The 15,157-nt window shown below is 33.9% G+C and carries 13 protein-coding genes and 1 pseudogene; 9 read left to right on the top strand and 5 right to left on the bottom strand.

Annotated features, from left to right (window positions below; genetic code table 11):
* The 5 genes and pseudogenes from WC622_RS11380 to WC622_RS11360 all read left to right on the top strand — a co-directional run.
* Positions 1-605, top strand: a pseudogene (locus WC622_RS11380) (DNA repair protein RecN); the annotation flags it as partial.
* 67 nt (positions 606-672) lie between these two features.
* Positions 673-1,905, top strand: a complete 1,233-nt coding sequence (locus WC622_RS11375) for a carboxypeptidase-like regulatory domain-containing protein (RefSeq protein WP_372819815.1) — start codon at positions 673-675, stop codon at positions 1,903-1,905.
* Between the two features lie 109 nt (positions 1,906-2,014).
* Complete coding sequence (locus WC622_RS11370) at positions 2,015-3,223, top strand: carboxypeptidase-like regulatory domain-containing protein (RefSeq protein WP_372819814.1); 1,209 nt, start codon at positions 2,015-2,017, stop codon at positions 3,221-3,223.
* Between the two features lie 417 nt (positions 3,224-3,640).
* Positions 3,641-4,711, top strand: coding sequence for a PA0069 family radical SAM protein (locus tag WC622_RS11365; RefSeq protein ID WP_372819813.1), 1,071 nt, complete (start codon positions 3,641-3,643; stop codon positions 4,709-4,711).
* Between the two features lie 46 nt (positions 4,712-4,757).
* Positions 4,758-5,630, top strand: a complete 873-nt coding sequence (locus WC622_RS11360) for a RimK family alpha-L-glutamate ligase (protein ID WP_372819812.1) — start codon at positions 4,758-4,760, stop codon at positions 5,628-5,630.
* Here WC622_RS11360 and WC622_RS11355 read toward each other — a convergent pair.
* From WC622_RS11355 to WC622_RS11345, 3 genes are all read right to left on the bottom strand, one after another.
* Complete coding sequence (locus WC622_RS11355) at positions 5,622-5,957, bottom strand: hypothetical protein (RefSeq protein WP_372819811.1); 336 nt, start codon at positions 5,955-5,957, stop codon at positions 5,622-5,624. The two genes, WC622_RS11360 and WC622_RS11355, sit on opposite strands and share 9 nt — an antisense overlap.
* A gap of 110 nt (positions 5,958-6,067) precedes the next feature.
* Positions 6,068-6,406 carry a hypothetical protein gene (locus WC622_RS11350; protein WP_372819810.1) on the bottom strand — a complete coding sequence of 113 codons (339 nt, stop codon included), beginning with the start codon at positions 6,404-6,406 and terminating at the stop codon, positions 6,068-6,070.
* A gap of 101 nt (positions 6,407-6,507) precedes the next feature.
* On the bottom strand, positions 6,508-8,949 hold the full coding sequence (locus WC622_RS11345; RefSeq protein ID WP_372819809.1) for an ATP-dependent Clp protease ATP-binding subunit: 2,442 nt from the start codon (positions 8,947-8,949) through the stop codon (positions 6,508-6,510).
* A gap of 698 nt (positions 8,950-9,647) precedes the next feature.
* Here WC622_RS11345 and ettA point away from each other — a divergent pair.
* Both ettA and WC622_RS11335 read left to right on the top strand, forming a co-directional pair.
* Positions 9,648-11,327, top strand: a complete 1,680-nt coding sequence (ettA, locus tag WC622_RS11340; protein ID WP_372819808.1) for an energy-dependent translational throttle protein EttA — start codon at positions 9,648-9,650, stop codon at positions 11,325-11,327.
* Positions 11,328-11,510: 183 nt separating this feature from the next.
* A complete protein-coding gene (locus WC622_RS11335) occupies positions 11,511-11,900 on the top strand; it encodes a PleD family two-component system response regulator (protein WP_372819807.1) in 390 nt (129 codons plus the stop codon).
* A gap of 39 nt (positions 11,901-11,939) precedes the next feature.
* Here the strand turns inward: WC622_RS11335 and WC622_RS11330 are convergent, their stop codons facing one another.
* Positions 11,940-12,155, bottom strand: coding sequence for a DUF1456 family protein (locus WC622_RS11330; RefSeq protein WP_372819806.1), 216 nt, complete (start codon positions 12,153-12,155; stop codon positions 11,940-11,942).
* A gap of 88 nt (positions 12,156-12,243) precedes the next feature.
* Positions 12,244-13,551, bottom strand: coding sequence for a DEAD/DEAH box helicase (locus tag WC622_RS11325; protein WP_372819805.1), 1,308 nt, complete (start codon positions 13,549-13,551; stop codon positions 12,244-12,246).
* A 372-nt stretch (positions 13,552-13,923) separates the two neighbouring features.
* Between WC622_RS11325 and WC622_RS11320 the strand changes: the two genes are divergently transcribed.
* Both WC622_RS11320 and WC622_RS11315 read left to right on the top strand, forming a co-directional pair.
* Positions 13,924-14,397: a ribonuclease H-like YkuK family protein gene (locus WC622_RS11320; RefSeq protein WP_372819804.1), complete on the top strand. Its 474-nt coding sequence runs from the start codon at positions 13,924-13,926 to the stop codon at positions 14,395-14,397.
* A 48-nt stretch (positions 14,398-14,445) separates the two neighbouring features.
* A complete protein-coding gene (locus tag WC622_RS11315) occupies positions 14,446-14,973 on the top strand; it encodes a TlpA family protein disulfide reductase (RefSeq protein WP_372819803.1) in 528 nt (175 codons plus the stop codon).
* Positions 14,974-15,157 lie beyond the last annotated feature (184 nt).

The following is a 15,157-nucleotide window of genomic DNA, read 5'->3' as shown; positions in this document are numbered from 1 at the left end:
CTTTGCTTACAACTGAATTAACTAACCAAGCAAATGAGTTAAGTTTAAATCGTAAAAAAGCTATTAAATTAGTTGAAGAGCAAACTACATTAACATTAAAACAAGTTGGTATGCCAAATGCCAAATTGGTTTTAAATCAAAACTCGTTAACCGACTTGAATAAAGATGGTTTAGATGAAATTGTTTTACTTTTTACTGCTAATGCTGGACAAGAGCCTGCGCCTGTGCATAAGGTTGCATCTGGTGGTGAATTATCAAGATTAATGTTAGCTATTAAAGCACTTTTAGCAAAGCACACTTCACTCCCGACTTTAATTTTTGATGAAATTGATACGGGTATTTCCGGTGAAACCGCATTAAAAGTAGGCGAAGTAATTTCAAGTTTGGGTGAGAATATGCAGGTGTTATCTATTACTCATTTACCTCAAATTGCGGCTAAAGGCAATTCACATTACTTTGTGTATAAAAATGAAGAAAACAATAAAACAACTACTGGTATTCGCAAGCTAAACTCAGACGAAAGAATTCACGCTATTGCAGAAATGTTAAGTGGTAAAAATCCAGGAGCATCTGCTTTACAAAATGCAAAAGAATTGCTAGGATAAATTCCCCTTTTCTATTGTCACATTTATTTTATTTTTTAACACCTAATTATTTAGTTAAATTTACAGTATGGTTAAAAAATTGCTGTTAAATTTTATACTGATTATTTGTATTAGCATTTCTTCTTTTGCCCAAAACACCTATTCTATTACTGGAATTGTTAAAGACAAAAACGAAACGCTTCCTGGTGCTTCTGTATTCATTAGTGGTTACAAAATAGCTACATCAACTAATAGTGATGGACAATTTGCATTGCCAAAACTTGCACCTGGTAATTACGATATTTTAGTTCAAATGATAGGTTATCTTCCCTACTCTAAAAATGTAATCATCTCTAATAAATCTATAAATATTGATGTTTTACTAACTGAAAATACAACTTTACTTAACGAAGTGGTGATTAAGCCAGACCCAAATAGAGCATATTATATCGCTTTATTTAAAGATTTTTTTATTGGAAAAACTCCTAATGCAAATGAGTGTCAAATACTAAACACTAATGTTTTAGGTATAAATGATGACATTACAAACAGTACATTAACTATACAAGCAAGTGATTTTCTACTAATTGAAAACAAAGCATTAGGGTATCGCATAAAATATTTGCTAAAAAACTTTGAGTATAATTATAGAACTAAGATTATTTATTATGCAGGTCTTTCATCTTTCGAAGAGCTTAAAGGTGGAAGTGTTAAACAAAAAAAATGGAAAAAGAATAGAGAAATCGCTTATAATGGTTCAATTCAACATTTTTTCAAATCATTGTATGCAAATAGAATTAAGGAAGAAGGTTTTGTTATTAATAAATTAGGTACAATTCCAAATCCTGGAAGAAAACCTGATAGCTTGATTAATGCGACTATTAAAAGATTAACTAGTGGACAAAATGGATTAAATCGAGTAATTACATTTAATGGAACTGATTCATTATCGTATTGGTTGAAGCAAAGAAATGAACCCAAAGAGGTAAATACATTAAACCGTGGAGATGTTTTAATAGATACTTTAGTAAAATCGTTTAATGCCAACTTAAAAATGATGAATTATAAAGATGCTTTATATATCATTTACAAAAACGAACTAGAAACATCTTCATATAATAGCTCAGGATTTAAGCAATCTCGTCCCCCAGACTTGGGTAATTATCAAATTTCTGTTATTGATTTACTAGAACCTCCTGTTCGCTTTTATGCAAACGGTGGTATATTTGATCCCAGAAGTTTACTTTACAAAGGTTATTTGGCTTATGAAAAAGTTGCGGATTTAGTTCCTATGGATTATATCCCTACGACTAAGAAATAACAAATGTTAAAAAAGTTAAATCTCTCCTCTTTATTAAATAATATATGGCCGATTTACTACATTAGTTGCCATGTTTAGAGCGCTCTTGCTATCCTGTATTATTTTATTTTTGAGTACTCAAGGCTTTTCCCAGAATACTTTTTCCATAACAGGTGTTGTTAAAGACAATAAGGAAACTTTGCCTGGAGCTGGTGTGTATGTGAGTGGATATAAGATTGCTACCGCTACAGATGCTGAAGGTAAATTTCGACTCCCAAACTTAAAACCTGGTAGCTATGATATTTTAGTGCAAATGATGGGTTATCTTCCTTTCTCAAAAAACATTATCATTTCTGATAAATCAGTTCAGGTAGAGTTTGTGTTAAAAGAAAATGCAGTAATGCTAAATGAAGTCGTAATTCGAGTTGATCCTAATCGACAAAAATATATCAATCAGTTTAAACAATATTTTATTGGAACATCGCCAAACGCTAAAGCTTGTAAAATAATAAATCCACAAGTGTTAAGAGTTGATTATGATATTACAACAAGTACATTAACTGTTAAAACGGATGAGTTTTTAATTATAGAGAACAAAGCTCTTGGCTACAGAATAAAATACATGCTGGATTATTTTGAATATAACAAGCGCACGAATATTATTTACTATGCTGGCAAACCTTTCTTTGAGGAATTAAAGGCATCCAACGCAAAAAATAAAAAATATATTGATTTGAGAGAAATTGCTTATTATGGTTCTGCGCAACATTTTTTCAAATCACTTTATAAAGGTACTAGTCAAGCAGAAGGCTTTATTATCAATAAAATAATAAAAGTACCTAACCAAAATCGAGCTCCAGATAGTGTCATCAATAAAAATATTTTGGCACTTAAAAATCCGCCAGGAAAAACTGGCATAAGAAAAAACGCTGCTAAAATTGATACTTCATTATTAGCATATTGGCAAAAACAACAAGCATTGCCAAAATTCATAGATAAATTTAATAACGCAGAAGTGCTTCCAGATACCTTAGTACATTATTATAATAAAGATTTAAAGCTGTTAAATTACACTAATTCTTTATGTGTAATGTATACCAAAGAAAGAGAATCGACAGCATATTCTAACTCCGGTTTTTGGATTTTTAGGCCTTTATACATTCCAGATTATGAGCTTTCTGTAGCTAAACTCACAGATGGTCCAATTCGTTTTTACGAAGGCGGAGGAATTTTAGATTCTCGTTCTCTTCTATTTGAAGGATTTTGGGCTTATGAAAAAGTGGCCGACATGGTTCCAATGGATTATATTCCTTTAGCTAAACGTTTGCCTATCCCCTAAAAATTACAGCATTGTAGTTACAATTGAATATTTTTTTATTTTAAATTTCATTTTAGTAATATATAAAAATATTAAATGCACGCTTTTAGAATCATACTTTTCGTTTTTGCCTTCTTGCTAACAAACTTCACTTTGTTAGCCCAAACACTCTCTTTCAAAATAAATGGGAAAATTCTAAATGAAACTCAACAAGCAATAGCTAATGCAACTATTTCTCTCCTAAATTCAGAAAATAAAGAGTAAAGATTTCGGCGCAATTTATCTCGTGCCCAACTCGCAAACATTAGATGAAGTTGTAGTAAAGGTCCAAGAACAAGAAATTCTGCTTGAGAAAACGAAAACGGCCGTATTAAATTAATAAACATTTTGTTGAAAATTCAAAATTAGAATTGCTAAAAATATTAGTAATTTTAATTCATGAGCAATGAAGAAAATCAAGATAGCTATTTAAATGGACGGGGCGCACAGTTTAACACATCCAATAAATTTCTTAAAAATTCTTTAGCAAAAGAACATCCAGAAGGCATTGATGATTGGGAAGAGCCGAACACTAAAACAACCTTCATCATCGGAAAATCTAAATCTGTTGTCAACAAAGTTGATAGCCCAGATGTGGGCATGGCTTATTCGTTAAATCCTTACCAAGGGTGTGAACATGGCTGCATTTATTGTTATGCTCGTAATTCTCATGAATATTGGGGTTTTAGTGCTGGCTTAGATTTCGAACGAAAAATAATCGTTAAAAAAGATGCACCCGAACTTTTCAAGAACTTTTTAGAACGAAAAAGTTGGGATGCCTGTCCTATATCTCTATCTGGTAATACGGATTGCTACCAACCTGCGGAGCGAAAATTCAAACTCACTCGCCAACTTTTAGAAATCGCATTAGCGTACAAGCAACCCATTGCTATGATTACAAAAAATGCTTTGATTTTAAGAGACTTAGATATTCTGCAAGAAATGGCAAAGCTGAAATTAGCCATGGTGTATGTTTCTATTACGAGTTTAGATGAAAAATTACGCTTAAAACTCGAACCAAGAACGACTACTGCTAAACAACGCTTAAAAATTATTGAAGAATTAAGTAAGGTAGGCTTGCCAACTGGCGTAATGGCAGCGCCTATGATTCCAGGATTAAATGATTACGAAATTCCTGCAATTTTAAAAGCGAGTGCTGCTAATGGTGCAAAGCGTGCTGGTTATACTGTGGTTAGATTAAATGGGGTAATTAACAAAATATTTGAAGACTGGTTGCGCAAAAATTTCCCAGATCGATTTGACAAAGTGTGGCATCAGATACAAAATTGCCATAATGGAAATGTAAACGATAGTCGTTTTGGAACTAGGATGCGTGGTGAAGGGAATTTTGCGGAAATGATTAGAAACACATTCAAATTGCATTGCAAACTTAACAAACTAAATATAGAAAACATTGAATTAGACAGTTCTTTATTTAGCATACCAAGTGCACAACTAAATTTGTTTTAATAACCTGAAAGAGAAATTTCTTACCTTCGAAACTCAAACCAATTACATGAATATTGCCCTCATAACTTATCAGGATAAAGGTGCTTATACCTCTCCAACTGCTGAAAATGAAGATGACTCTCTTTTAAGGTTTCTTAGATCGAAGAACTTAAAGATTGAAAAAGTAATTTGGAATGACCCACAAATTATTTGGGAAGACTATGACTTGGCTATTCTAAAATCACCTTGGGATTATTTTGATTTAATAACCGATTTTTATAAATGGCTAGCAACTTTAGAAAGCAAAAACATCAGACTTTTAAATCCGATTGATATTGTAAAATGGAATGCAGACAAACACTATTTGCATGACATTGAAAAAGCTGGATTGAAAATAACAAAAAGTATTTTTATTAATAAAGGACAAAAAATTAACTTACAAGAGTACTTTGAAAAACTAACCACGGATAAACTAATTGTTAAACCAGCAGTAAGTGGAGGTTCTAAAAATACATTTAAAGTTACCGCAGCAAATGCTGAAGAAACGAGCATAAAACTAAATGATCTACTACAGGAAGAGGATTTTATTCTTCAACCCTTTTTAACTCAAATTGAAGAAACCGGGGAATGGTCATTTCTATTTTTTGGAGGAGAATTTAGTCATGCTTTATTGAAAAAAGCAAAAGCTGGAGATTTTAGAGTACAACATACTTTTGGTGGAACAATTCATCCGCAACAACCGCCTCAACATTTATTAGCAACTGCACAACAGTATGTAGATCAATTTGCAAAAGGTTGTTTGTATGCCCGAGTTGACGGTGCGGTAGTAAATAACGAGTTTTTATTAATGGAGTTAGAGCTCATTGAACCTTTTCTTTTTCTAGCAACAGAAGAAAAAGCTTTTGAAAACTATTATGAAGCATTAATTAAACTAATTTAAAATCAAGTTTTTCTTGCGGATGTAAACAAAACCCAATCCACCTAAAGTCAGCATAATTAACCAAACATAATCATCAATTGGGCACTCTAAATTAGTAGTAGTGCCTAAAAGTGCTGGACCTGCATTAGCTACAGTGCATGAACCTCCTGTTTGTTTATATGTACAACCTGCAGGTGAGGTAGAAGAAGTCGTACTTCTATAATTAGTACCACTTATTAATGAAGTATAAATTTTCGTCTTGTTGGAAGTAAGAATACAGCCAGTAGCAGCATTTGCAGAACTAATCAATCCAAAAGCAACTAATAATGTAATCAAAAATTTAAACATGAGAGCGAGATAAATTATATCTACTAAGATACAAATTCCTTTTCATTAAAATGTTATTGAATTTTTGCAAAAAAGCTTAATAGGCCATTATATGGGAATATTGAATTGATTTAATTCAAGGCTTTCTTACGAACATGCAAAAAACCTAACCCTCCAAAAAGCAATAATATTAACCAAGCGTAATCATCAATTGGGCAGTTTAGTATCGTTGTATCTCCTAAAAAACCTGGCCCTGAACCACCTACAGTGCAAGAAGTTGCAGTTTGCGCATATACACAACCTGCAGTTGCCGTAGAAACGTTAGTAGTTCTATAATCTGTACTTCCAGCTCCTCCATTTTTTTTAGTGTAAATTTTTGACTTATTAGAAGTAAGCACACAGCCAGTTGCTGCTTTGACGTTTATTGAAAGTAGAGCAATAGGCAAAAGAAAAATAATACACTTTAACATAGCGAATTGAGCACGGCTATTAATAAACCCAAAACTAAAAAATGTTTTTCTGTCGTAATAGTTTATAACAAAAAAATCACCCAATTGGGTGATTTTTAAAGTTAAGCTCCTTCTTCTTTTTTCTTTTTCTTACCATTACTTTTATGCGCAACAGTAATTTCTTCTTTCTCTTTATCGTAATCAATTTCTAAAGTATCTCCATCGTGGATATCTCCTTTCAAGATTTCTTCAGCAATTGGATCTTCTAAATATTTCTGAATAGCTCTTTTTAATGGACGAGCACCAAAATTACTATCAAAACCTTTGTCTGCAATAAACTCTTTCGCTGGCTCAGTCAATTTTACTTCGTAACCTAAGTTATGTACACGACCGAATAAAGATTTCAATTCGATATCGATAATTTTAAAGATTTCCTCTTTACCTAAACTGTTAAACACCACCACATCATCAACCCTGTTTAAAAATTCAGGAGCAAAAGCACGTTTTAATGCGTTCTCGATAACACCACGACTATGTGCATCGCTTTGATTAATCTTAGCCGAAGTAGAGAAACCAACACCTGCTCCGAAATCTTTCAATTGGCGAGCACCAATGTTAGATGTCATAATGATAATTGTATTTCTAAAGTCTACTTTTCTTCCTAAACTATCTGTTAGTTGACCTTCATCTAATACTTGTAACAAGATATTAAATACATCAGGATGGGCTTTTTCAATCTCATCTAATAAGATAACAGCATATGGTTTTCTTCTAACTTTTTCAGTTAATTGTCCACCTTCTTCATAACCAACGTATCCTGGAGGCGCACCTACTAAACGAGATACCGCGAATTTTTCCATGTACTCACTCATGTCAATTTGAATAAGTGAATCATCGCTATCAAACATAAAACGAGCTAGTTCTTTTGCTAATTCTGTTTTACCAACACCTGTTGGACCTAAGAAAATAAATGAACCAATTGGTTTTTTAGGATCTTTTAATCCAGCTCTTGTACGTTGTATTGCTTTCGTTAATTTCTTAATGGCATCATCTTGACCAATAATTTTCTCCGCAACAGTCTCATACATATTCAATAGTTTCACACTATCAGTTTGTCCAACACGTTGCAACGGAATACCAGTCATCATCGAAACTACTTCCGCTACATTATCTTCAGTAACCTCGTAACGTTTCGTTTTAGTTTCAGCTTCCCATTCTGCTTTCGCACGATCTAATTCTTCTAACAGATTTTTCTCTGTGTCTCGCAGTTTGGCCGCTTCTTCATATTTCTGGCTTTTAACTACTTTGTTCTTTTCAATTTTAATATCCTCTATCTTACTTTCGATAGTGATAATATTTTCTGGAACATGAATATTGGTTAAATGCACTCTAGAACCTGCTTCGTCTAACGCATCAATTGCTTTATCTGGTAAAAAACGATCGGTTATGTATCTAGATGTTAACGCAACGCAGGCATTTATGGCCTCATCTGTATACGTAACACCATGATGCTCTTCGTATTTTTCTTTAATACGATTTAAAATTTCAATGGTCTCATCAGGTGTAGCCGGCTCAATCATCACCTTTTGGAAACGACGATCTAATGCACCATCTTTTTCAATGTACTGACGATATTCATCTAAAGTTGTTGCACCAATACATTGTATCTCGCCTCTGGCCAATGCTGGTTTAAACATATTCGATGCATCTAAAGAACCTGATGCACCACCAGCACCAACAATCGTATGGATCTCATCAATAAACAAAATCACATCTGTAGATTTCTCTAACTCGTTCATTACTGCTTTCATACGCTCCTCAAACTGACCACGGTATTTTGTGCCAGCCACTAATGAAGCTAAATCTAACGTAACTACACGCTTGTTAAATAAAACACGAGAAACTTTGCGTTGTACAATTCTTAAAGCTAAACCTTCTGCAATGGCACTTTTACCAACACCAGGTTCACCAATTAAAATAGGATTGTTTTTCTTTCTACGTGATAAAATTTGCGAAACACGTTCAATCTCTTTCTCACGACCAACAATTGGGTCTAATCTACCTTCTTCGGCAGCACGTGTTAAATCACGACCAAAATTATCTAATACAGGAGTTTTAGATTTAATATCTGAAACTTTTTTAGGTGCGCTGAAACTTTCTTCTTCTTGAAAATCGTCATCGCCACCTCCAGTAGTACCACCGCCTTGCGCTTCGTCTCTAAAACCGTTTTTATTTACTTCAACCTCTTGTTTAAAAATTTCGTACGTAACGCTGTATTGCAATAAAATCTGCGAAGCGATATTATCATCGTCTCTTAAAATAGATAACAATAAATGCTCTGTACCAATTAAATCGCTTTTAAATATTTTCGCTTCTAAATAGGTGATTTTTAAAACCTTTTCGGCCTGTTTAGTTAAAGGGATCTTGATGGCCATACCATCGCCTTCGCGAATAAGGCCCAATAACAAATGTTCTGCGCCTATATAATCGTGTCCTAATCTCAGGGCTTCTTCCCTGCTAAAAGAAATCACGTCTTTTACTTGTGGAGAAAATTTAGCTTCCATAATATGTGTGTAATTGGGTTGACTCTAAACTATAAATTACTTTTATAAATATAGCTTCCCAATTTTTATATTTTATCAACAATTACGCCATTTCGGTGGATAAAGATGTCTAGGATGACGATATTTCCTAAAACTTACCATCTTCTGACTAAATATACAATTTTAGTAGAACAAACACGCAATAATGGCAGAAGGTTTGAGTATCGAAATTTTGATTGTTACGGTCGAGATTTTGATTGCAATTGAGAACTACGAATTGTTCGACAAAGCTAAATTTTTAGAGATATCTCACAAATTCCAATCAATACATTAATAAGTGATAAAGATTTCTCCGCTACGGTCGAAATGACGCGACCGCCATACAACCAAACCACAAGCCACTGCCAAGAACGAGGACTGGCCTTGTAGCATCCCGAAGGAGAAAGCATTAAAATTTGTGTAAAATCTTTCATAAACCAAACCCAAGACAGAAAGCAGTTCGATCCGATAGCTATCGGATTAAATCGGACCTTTTTCTGTCGCCCTAAAAATTTTGATAGCTTAATCCGAGAGATGATACTAAGCCTTGATCTTTTGTTTCTTTTCTATCAAGAGAAAAGAAAGATCCTTCGTGCGCTCAGGATGACAAAACAAAAACCCACCTCAATAACTTTCAACTCTCTTTCCTTTTAAGCATCTTTGCACAAATACTAATCATTATGTCAGACGAGAAAATAATCTTTTCAATGGCTGGAGTGAGTAAAATCTATCCACCACAAAAACAGGTTTTAAAAAATATTTATTTATCCTTCTTTTACGGAGCAAAAATCGGCGTTGTTGGTTTAAACGGTTCTGGTAAATCATCTTTATTAAAAATTATTGCAGGTTTAGACAAATCTTTTCAAGGTGAAGTTGTTTTTAATGCAGGCTACAGCGTGGGTTACTTAGCGCAAGAACCAATTTTAGATGAAAGTAAAACGGTACGCGAAGTAGTTGAGGAAGGTGTGTCAGAAATTACCGCGATCCTTAAGGAATACGAAGAAGTGAACGAAGCTTTCGGCTTGGAAGAAAATTATTCTGATGCCGATAAAATGGATAAATTGATGGCTCGTCAAGGCGAGCTACAAGATAAAATTGATGCCGTTAATGCTTGGGAATTAGATACAAAATTAGAGAGAGCAATGGATGCTTTACGTTGTCCAGAACCTGAAACTTTAATTGGTGTACTTTCTGGAGGTGAACGCAGAAGAGTGGCCATGTGTCGTTTATTGCTACAAGAACCCGATGTTTTATTGTTAGATGAGCCTACCAACCACTTGGATGCAGAAAGTATCGATTGGTTAGAGCAATTTTTACAGAATTATAAAGGAACAGTTATCGCGGTTACTCACGATAGATATTTCTTAGATAACGTTGCAGGCTGGATTTTAGAATTAGACAGAGGTGAAGGTATTCCATGGAAAGGAAATTACTCAACTTGGTTAGAGCAAAAAGCAAAACGTTTAGCACAAGAAGATAAAACAGAAGGCAAACGTCAGAAAGCATTAGAACGTGAGTTAGAATGGGTGCGTATGGCTCCAAAAGCTCGACATGCAAAATCTAAAGCTCGTTTAGCAAACTATGATAAACTAGCTTCTGAAGATGGAAAAGAGAGAGAGGATAAATTGGAGCTATTTATTCCGGCTGGACCGCGTTTAGGTAATGTAGTTATTGAAGCTAATGGGGTTACCAAAGCGTATGGCGACAAAATCCTATTCGAAAACTTGACGTTTTCTTTACCCCCTGCAGGTATCGTTGGAATTATCGGCCCCAATGGTGCGGGTAAAACAACTCTATTCCGTTTAATTACTGGACAAGAAACTCCAGACAAAGGAACATTTAGAGTTGGAGATACTGTTGCTTTAGGTTATGTTGACCAAATGCACAATGACTTAGACGCCGACAAAACGGTTTACGAAAACATTACCGATGGTTTAGATAATATTCAATTGGGTAATAAAGCTGTAAACGGACGTGCCTATGTGTCTAAATTCAACTTCAATGGCGGCGATCAACAGAAAAAAGTTGGTATTTTATCAGGTGGAGAGCGTAATCGTGTACACTTGGCCATTACCTTGAAAAAAGGAGCAAACGTATTATTGCTGGATGAGCCTACGAATGATATCGACGTAAATACCTTACGTGCTTTGGAAGAAGCGTTAGAAAACTTTGGTGGTTGCGCCGTGGTAATTAGTCACGATAGATGGTTTTTAGATCGTATTTGTACACACATTTTAGCTTTTGAAGGAAACTCAGAAGTCTATTTCTTTGAAGGTAATTATTCTGATTACGAAGAAAACCGCAAGAAAATATTGGGAGATGTAACTCCACATAGAATTAGATATAAGAAACTAGTTTAAATCTAAAAACTTTGACAAAGTTCTTTACAACTTGCTAGAACTTTATCAAAGTTAAAATCTGAAAATGAAAAGGCTCCAAATCGGAGCCTTTTCATTTTAATCGAAATAAGTTAGAACTAAATTAAACCGTATTGAATTTATGTTGTTATATAATTAATCTTACAATATTATATATTTGCCGTTATGAAGAAAATACTTGTAGTTGACGATGACGATGAAGTTTTAGAAACCATCCAATTAATTTTAGAAATTGGCGGATACAACGTTGAGCCTTTAAATGATGCAGAACTAATTTTTGAACGTTTAGATGACTTCAACCCAGATCTAATTTTATTAGATGTGGTATTAGGAAAAATTGATGGGCGAGTAATCTGTAGCCAAATCAAATCTCATGCTGACACGAAAGACATTCCTATTTTAATGATGTCTGGTTTATACGATTTAAAAGAAGTGAAGGACATGGAATGTGCTCCAGACGATTTTATGTCGAAGCCGTTTAAAATGGATATCCTGTTAGAAAAAATAGAGAAGTTGGTCAATAAAAAAGCCATTTCCAGATACGATATAAATTAATCAGAAAGATCCTTCGACAGGCTCAGGATAACAAAAGGATTAGGCTTTTTTCTCTTCTCTTGGTCCGCGTTTATAAATAACTAAACCATTTAAGAAATTACGTAAAATTTGATCGCCACATTTCTTAAAATTAGGATGTTCGTCATTTCTAAAAATATCTCCTAATTCACTTTTAGTTACTGTAAAGTTTACCAGTTTACAGATTTCTATAATCTGATCGCTATTTAAGGATAAGGCTACCCTTAATTTTTTCATGATATCGTTATTACTCATTTTCTTCTTTTTTCATTATGCGTATAGTGTTTGATGCTTCCAAAAAACCAACCAACTAACACCCAACCAACTACATTGCTGTCTCTATTTTAACTTTTTTATTTTTCACTCTTTCGTTGGCCAAAGTTCGCAAAACTTGAGGAACTAGTTTTCTTTTAATAGCCACATAACTTGCCTGATCTTTTACTTCAATTAAGCCTACATCCTCTTTTTGCAATCCACCCTTTTTAAGCAACATCCCAACAATATCAATTTTATTAACCTTGTCTTTTTTACCAGCGCTAATGTCCAACGTTTGCCAAATACTATCTTGAGGCAATTTATATGGCCCTTTTAGTTTTTCGGTTTCAATATCTTCTTTTAAAAATGGATATTTTTCATCGTCTGCTAAAATAAGATAAGCTGTACCTTTTGCATTCATTCTCGCCGTGCGACCGTTTCTATGCAAAAATGCATCTTCCGTATACGGCAATTGATAATGGATAATGTATTCAACTTCTGGAATATCCAAACCTCTGGAAGCTAAATCGGTAGTAATTAAAATTTTAATACTTCCGTTTCTGAATTTTAGCAAGGCTCTTTCACGTTCGTCTTGTTCCATGCCGCCATGAAAAATATCGTGAGCTAAATCTTTATCAATTAATAAATCGCTAATCCGATCGACAGTTTCTCTATGATTACAAAAAATTAAGGTCGTTTTACTTCCTATCTTACAAATCAAATCAAATAAAGTATCTAATTTATCTTCGGCAGTCGTTTGTACTTTCTTCAGCTTTAAATCTGGAGCAATTTGAACATCTTTTAAGAAATCTATTTCTGTATGATTTTTCAACCCTGTAAAAGCAGGAATTTCTTCCATGGCAGTGGCCGATGTTAAAATCCGTTGTTTTAACGACAATAGCGTACCAATAATGTAAGACATATCTTCTGTAAAGCCGAATTCTAAGGCTTTATCAAATTCATCTAATACTAATGTCGTAATAAATGATTCATCGAAATTTTTATGACGCAAATGGTAAGCAATTCTTCCTGGTGTTCCAATTAAAACAGCAGGAGGTTGCTCTAGGTTGTTTCTTTCAGTTTTAATAGGATGTCCGCCATAACAGCAATTCACTTTAAAACCCGTACCCATTTGTTTAAAAACCTGTTCTATTTGTAAGGCTAATTCTCTAGAAGGAACTAAAATTAAACACTGTACACCTTTACTATCCTTTACCAGATTATTTAGAACCGGTAGTAAAAAGGCTAAGGTTTTACCAGAGCCTGTAGGAGCTAACACCAAAATATCGTTACCTTTTTTTGTTGCCGAAATTGCTGCCTCTTGCATTTGATTCAGCGCAGTAATTTTTAGGTTATCGAGTATGGGTTGTAGTATCATAGCACAAAGGTAGAGATATAAAATGATTAAGGAACAAAGAGCAATGAATAAGGATTAACATTCAAAGGTGTTTGAAAGATTTAAAATTAACCACATAGGGCAATGCTATAAAGTTAACCTTTTTATATGCCGCAGATGCGCAGATTTTTAGCTTGTAAAAAAATCGCCTTATTTAAATCTGCGCATCTGCGGCTATTTTTCTAATCTCATCTCGATTTAATTTTACCTATCTTGTTGATAACCAATTTAATGTTGACAAATAAACAACACAGAATTAATCATTATATAATACTAACCCCTTAATTTTAGGAAACCTGATTACGGGTTGTCCCAAAGGGACTGCTACGGAGTTAACCTTAACACCATATACGTATGACCTGGAAGAAATTTAGTGGCGAAGTTATCCATTCGTCTATTTTAGAAGAAGTTGAACAAGCGATTATCCGCGAAACAGAAAACGGCTACAAATTAAAAGTTTGCATTGGTACCGACTCACAAGTTAAAGGTGCAATTACAGATTTTGCAACGGTAATTGTTTTGCTGAGAGAACATCATGGCGGTTTTATGTACATCAACCAAGATAAAACCACCCAAAAAATGGGCATTAAAGAAAGAATGTTGGTAGAAGTGCAAAAATCTATTGAAACAGCTTATTCTATTTGCGATTTATTGGATATCTATGATGTGGATTTAGAAGTTCATGCCGATATTAATACCAACCCAATGTTTAAATCTAACAAAGCGTTAAACGAGGCAATGGGTTATATTTTAAGCATGGGCTTTATTTTTAAAGCGAAACCAGAAGCGTTTGCAAGTTCTACCTGTGCCGATAAGATGGTGCATTAAGATTGCAGGTAAAAGAGATTTTGTATCTTTGGTTCATAAAATTATTTTATGAAGAAGATATTCTTATCGGTATTAGTCATCGCGTATTCGCTTACCGTTTTTGCACAAGCAGAAGATAAAGACACCTACACTAAAATTGGAGATCCTATTCCAACCTTTAGTTTCGAAATTGAAAAAGGAAAAACCGTTAATATATCCGACTATAAAGGAAAACTGATTTTAATTAATCTATTTGCTACATGGTGCCCGCCATGTAATGTAGAGTTGCCAGAAGTGCAAACTAAAATTTGGGATAAATATAAAGACAATAAGAATTTTGCATTCTTCGTTTTCGGAAGAGAAGAAGGTTGGGATAAATTAATTCCGTACAAAGCGAATAAAGGATTTACCTTTCCAATTTTACCAGATGTAGATAGAGGTGTGTTCAGCAAATTCGCTAAACAATCTATTCCAAGAAATATTTTAATAGATCAAGAAGGGAAAATTATTTACCAATCTATGGGATATGAAGAGAAGGAATTTAAAGTAATGCTGAAGCTGATTGAAAAACAATTAGGCGCAAAAACTTCTAAATAACCGTTTAAAATTTTTGTCCTATTGTCCGAAACATTAGCTAAAAAGGTTTTCGACTATGATTCCTGACATACAAAGATTTTTTTAGCCGCAGATTAGCAGAGTATACAAAATGTTAAAAGTTCAAAATCTGTTAATCTGTGGCTAACTATTTAATAAAAACAAAAACTGTATGGTTGTTGCCATC

This window comes from Pedobacter sp. (genome assembly GCF_041662865.1).
GTDB lineage: Bacteria > Bacteroidota > Bacteroidia > Sphingobacteriales > Sphingobacteriaceae > Pedobacter.
This window is presented reverse-complemented; position numbering and strand designations above follow the sequence as displayed.

What these genes read in the sequence shown, in the direction of transcription:
- ettA (WP_372819808.1), top strand. Translation starts at nt 9,648, where the DNA reads ATGTCAGACGAGAAAATAATCTTTTCAATGGCTGGAGTGAGTAAAATC.
- WC622_RS11360 (WP_372819812.1), top strand. Translation starts at nt 4,758, where the DNA reads ATGAATATTGCCCTCATAACTTATCAGGATAAAGGTGCTTATACCTCT.
- WC622_RS11330 (WP_372819806.1), bottom strand. Translation starts at nt 12,155, where the DNA reads ATGAAAAAATTAAGGGTAGCCTTATCCTTAAATAGCGATCAGATTATA.
- WC622_RS11315 (WP_372819803.1), top strand. Translation starts at nt 14,446, where the DNA reads ATGAAGAAGATATTCTTATCGGTATTAGTCATCGCGTATTCGCTTACC.
- WC622_RS11375 (WP_372819815.1), top strand. Translation starts at nt 673, where the DNA reads ATGGTTAAAAAATTGCTGTTAAATTTTATACTGATTATTTGTATTAGC.
- WC622_RS11325 (WP_372819805.1), bottom strand. Translation starts at nt 13,551, where the DNA reads ATGATACTACAACCCATACTCGATAACCTAAAAATTACTGCGCTGAAT.
- WC622_RS11365 (WP_372819813.1), top strand. Translation starts at nt 3,641, where the DNA reads ATGAGCAATGAAGAAAATCAAGATAGCTATTTAAATGGACGGGGCGCA.
- WC622_RS11335 (WP_372819807.1), top strand. Translation starts at nt 11,511, where the DNA reads ATGAAGAAAATACTTGTAGTTGACGATGACGATGAAGTTTTAGAAACC.
- WC622_RS11345 (WP_372819809.1), bottom strand. Translation starts at nt 8,949, where the DNA reads ATGGAAGCTAAATTTTCTCCACAAGTAAAAGACGTGATTTCTTTTAGC.
- WC622_RS11320 (WP_372819804.1), top strand. Translation starts at nt 13,924, where the DNA reads ATGACCTGGAAGAAATTTAGTGGCGAAGTTATCCATTCGTCTATTTTA.
- WC622_RS11355 (WP_372819811.1), bottom strand. Translation starts at nt 5,957, where the DNA reads ATGTTTAAATTTTTGATTACATTATTAGTTGCTTTTGGATTGATTAGT.
- WC622_RS11350 (WP_372819810.1), bottom strand. Translation starts at nt 6,406, where the DNA reads ATGTTAAAGTGTATTATTTTTCTTTTGCCTATTGCTCTACTTTCAATA.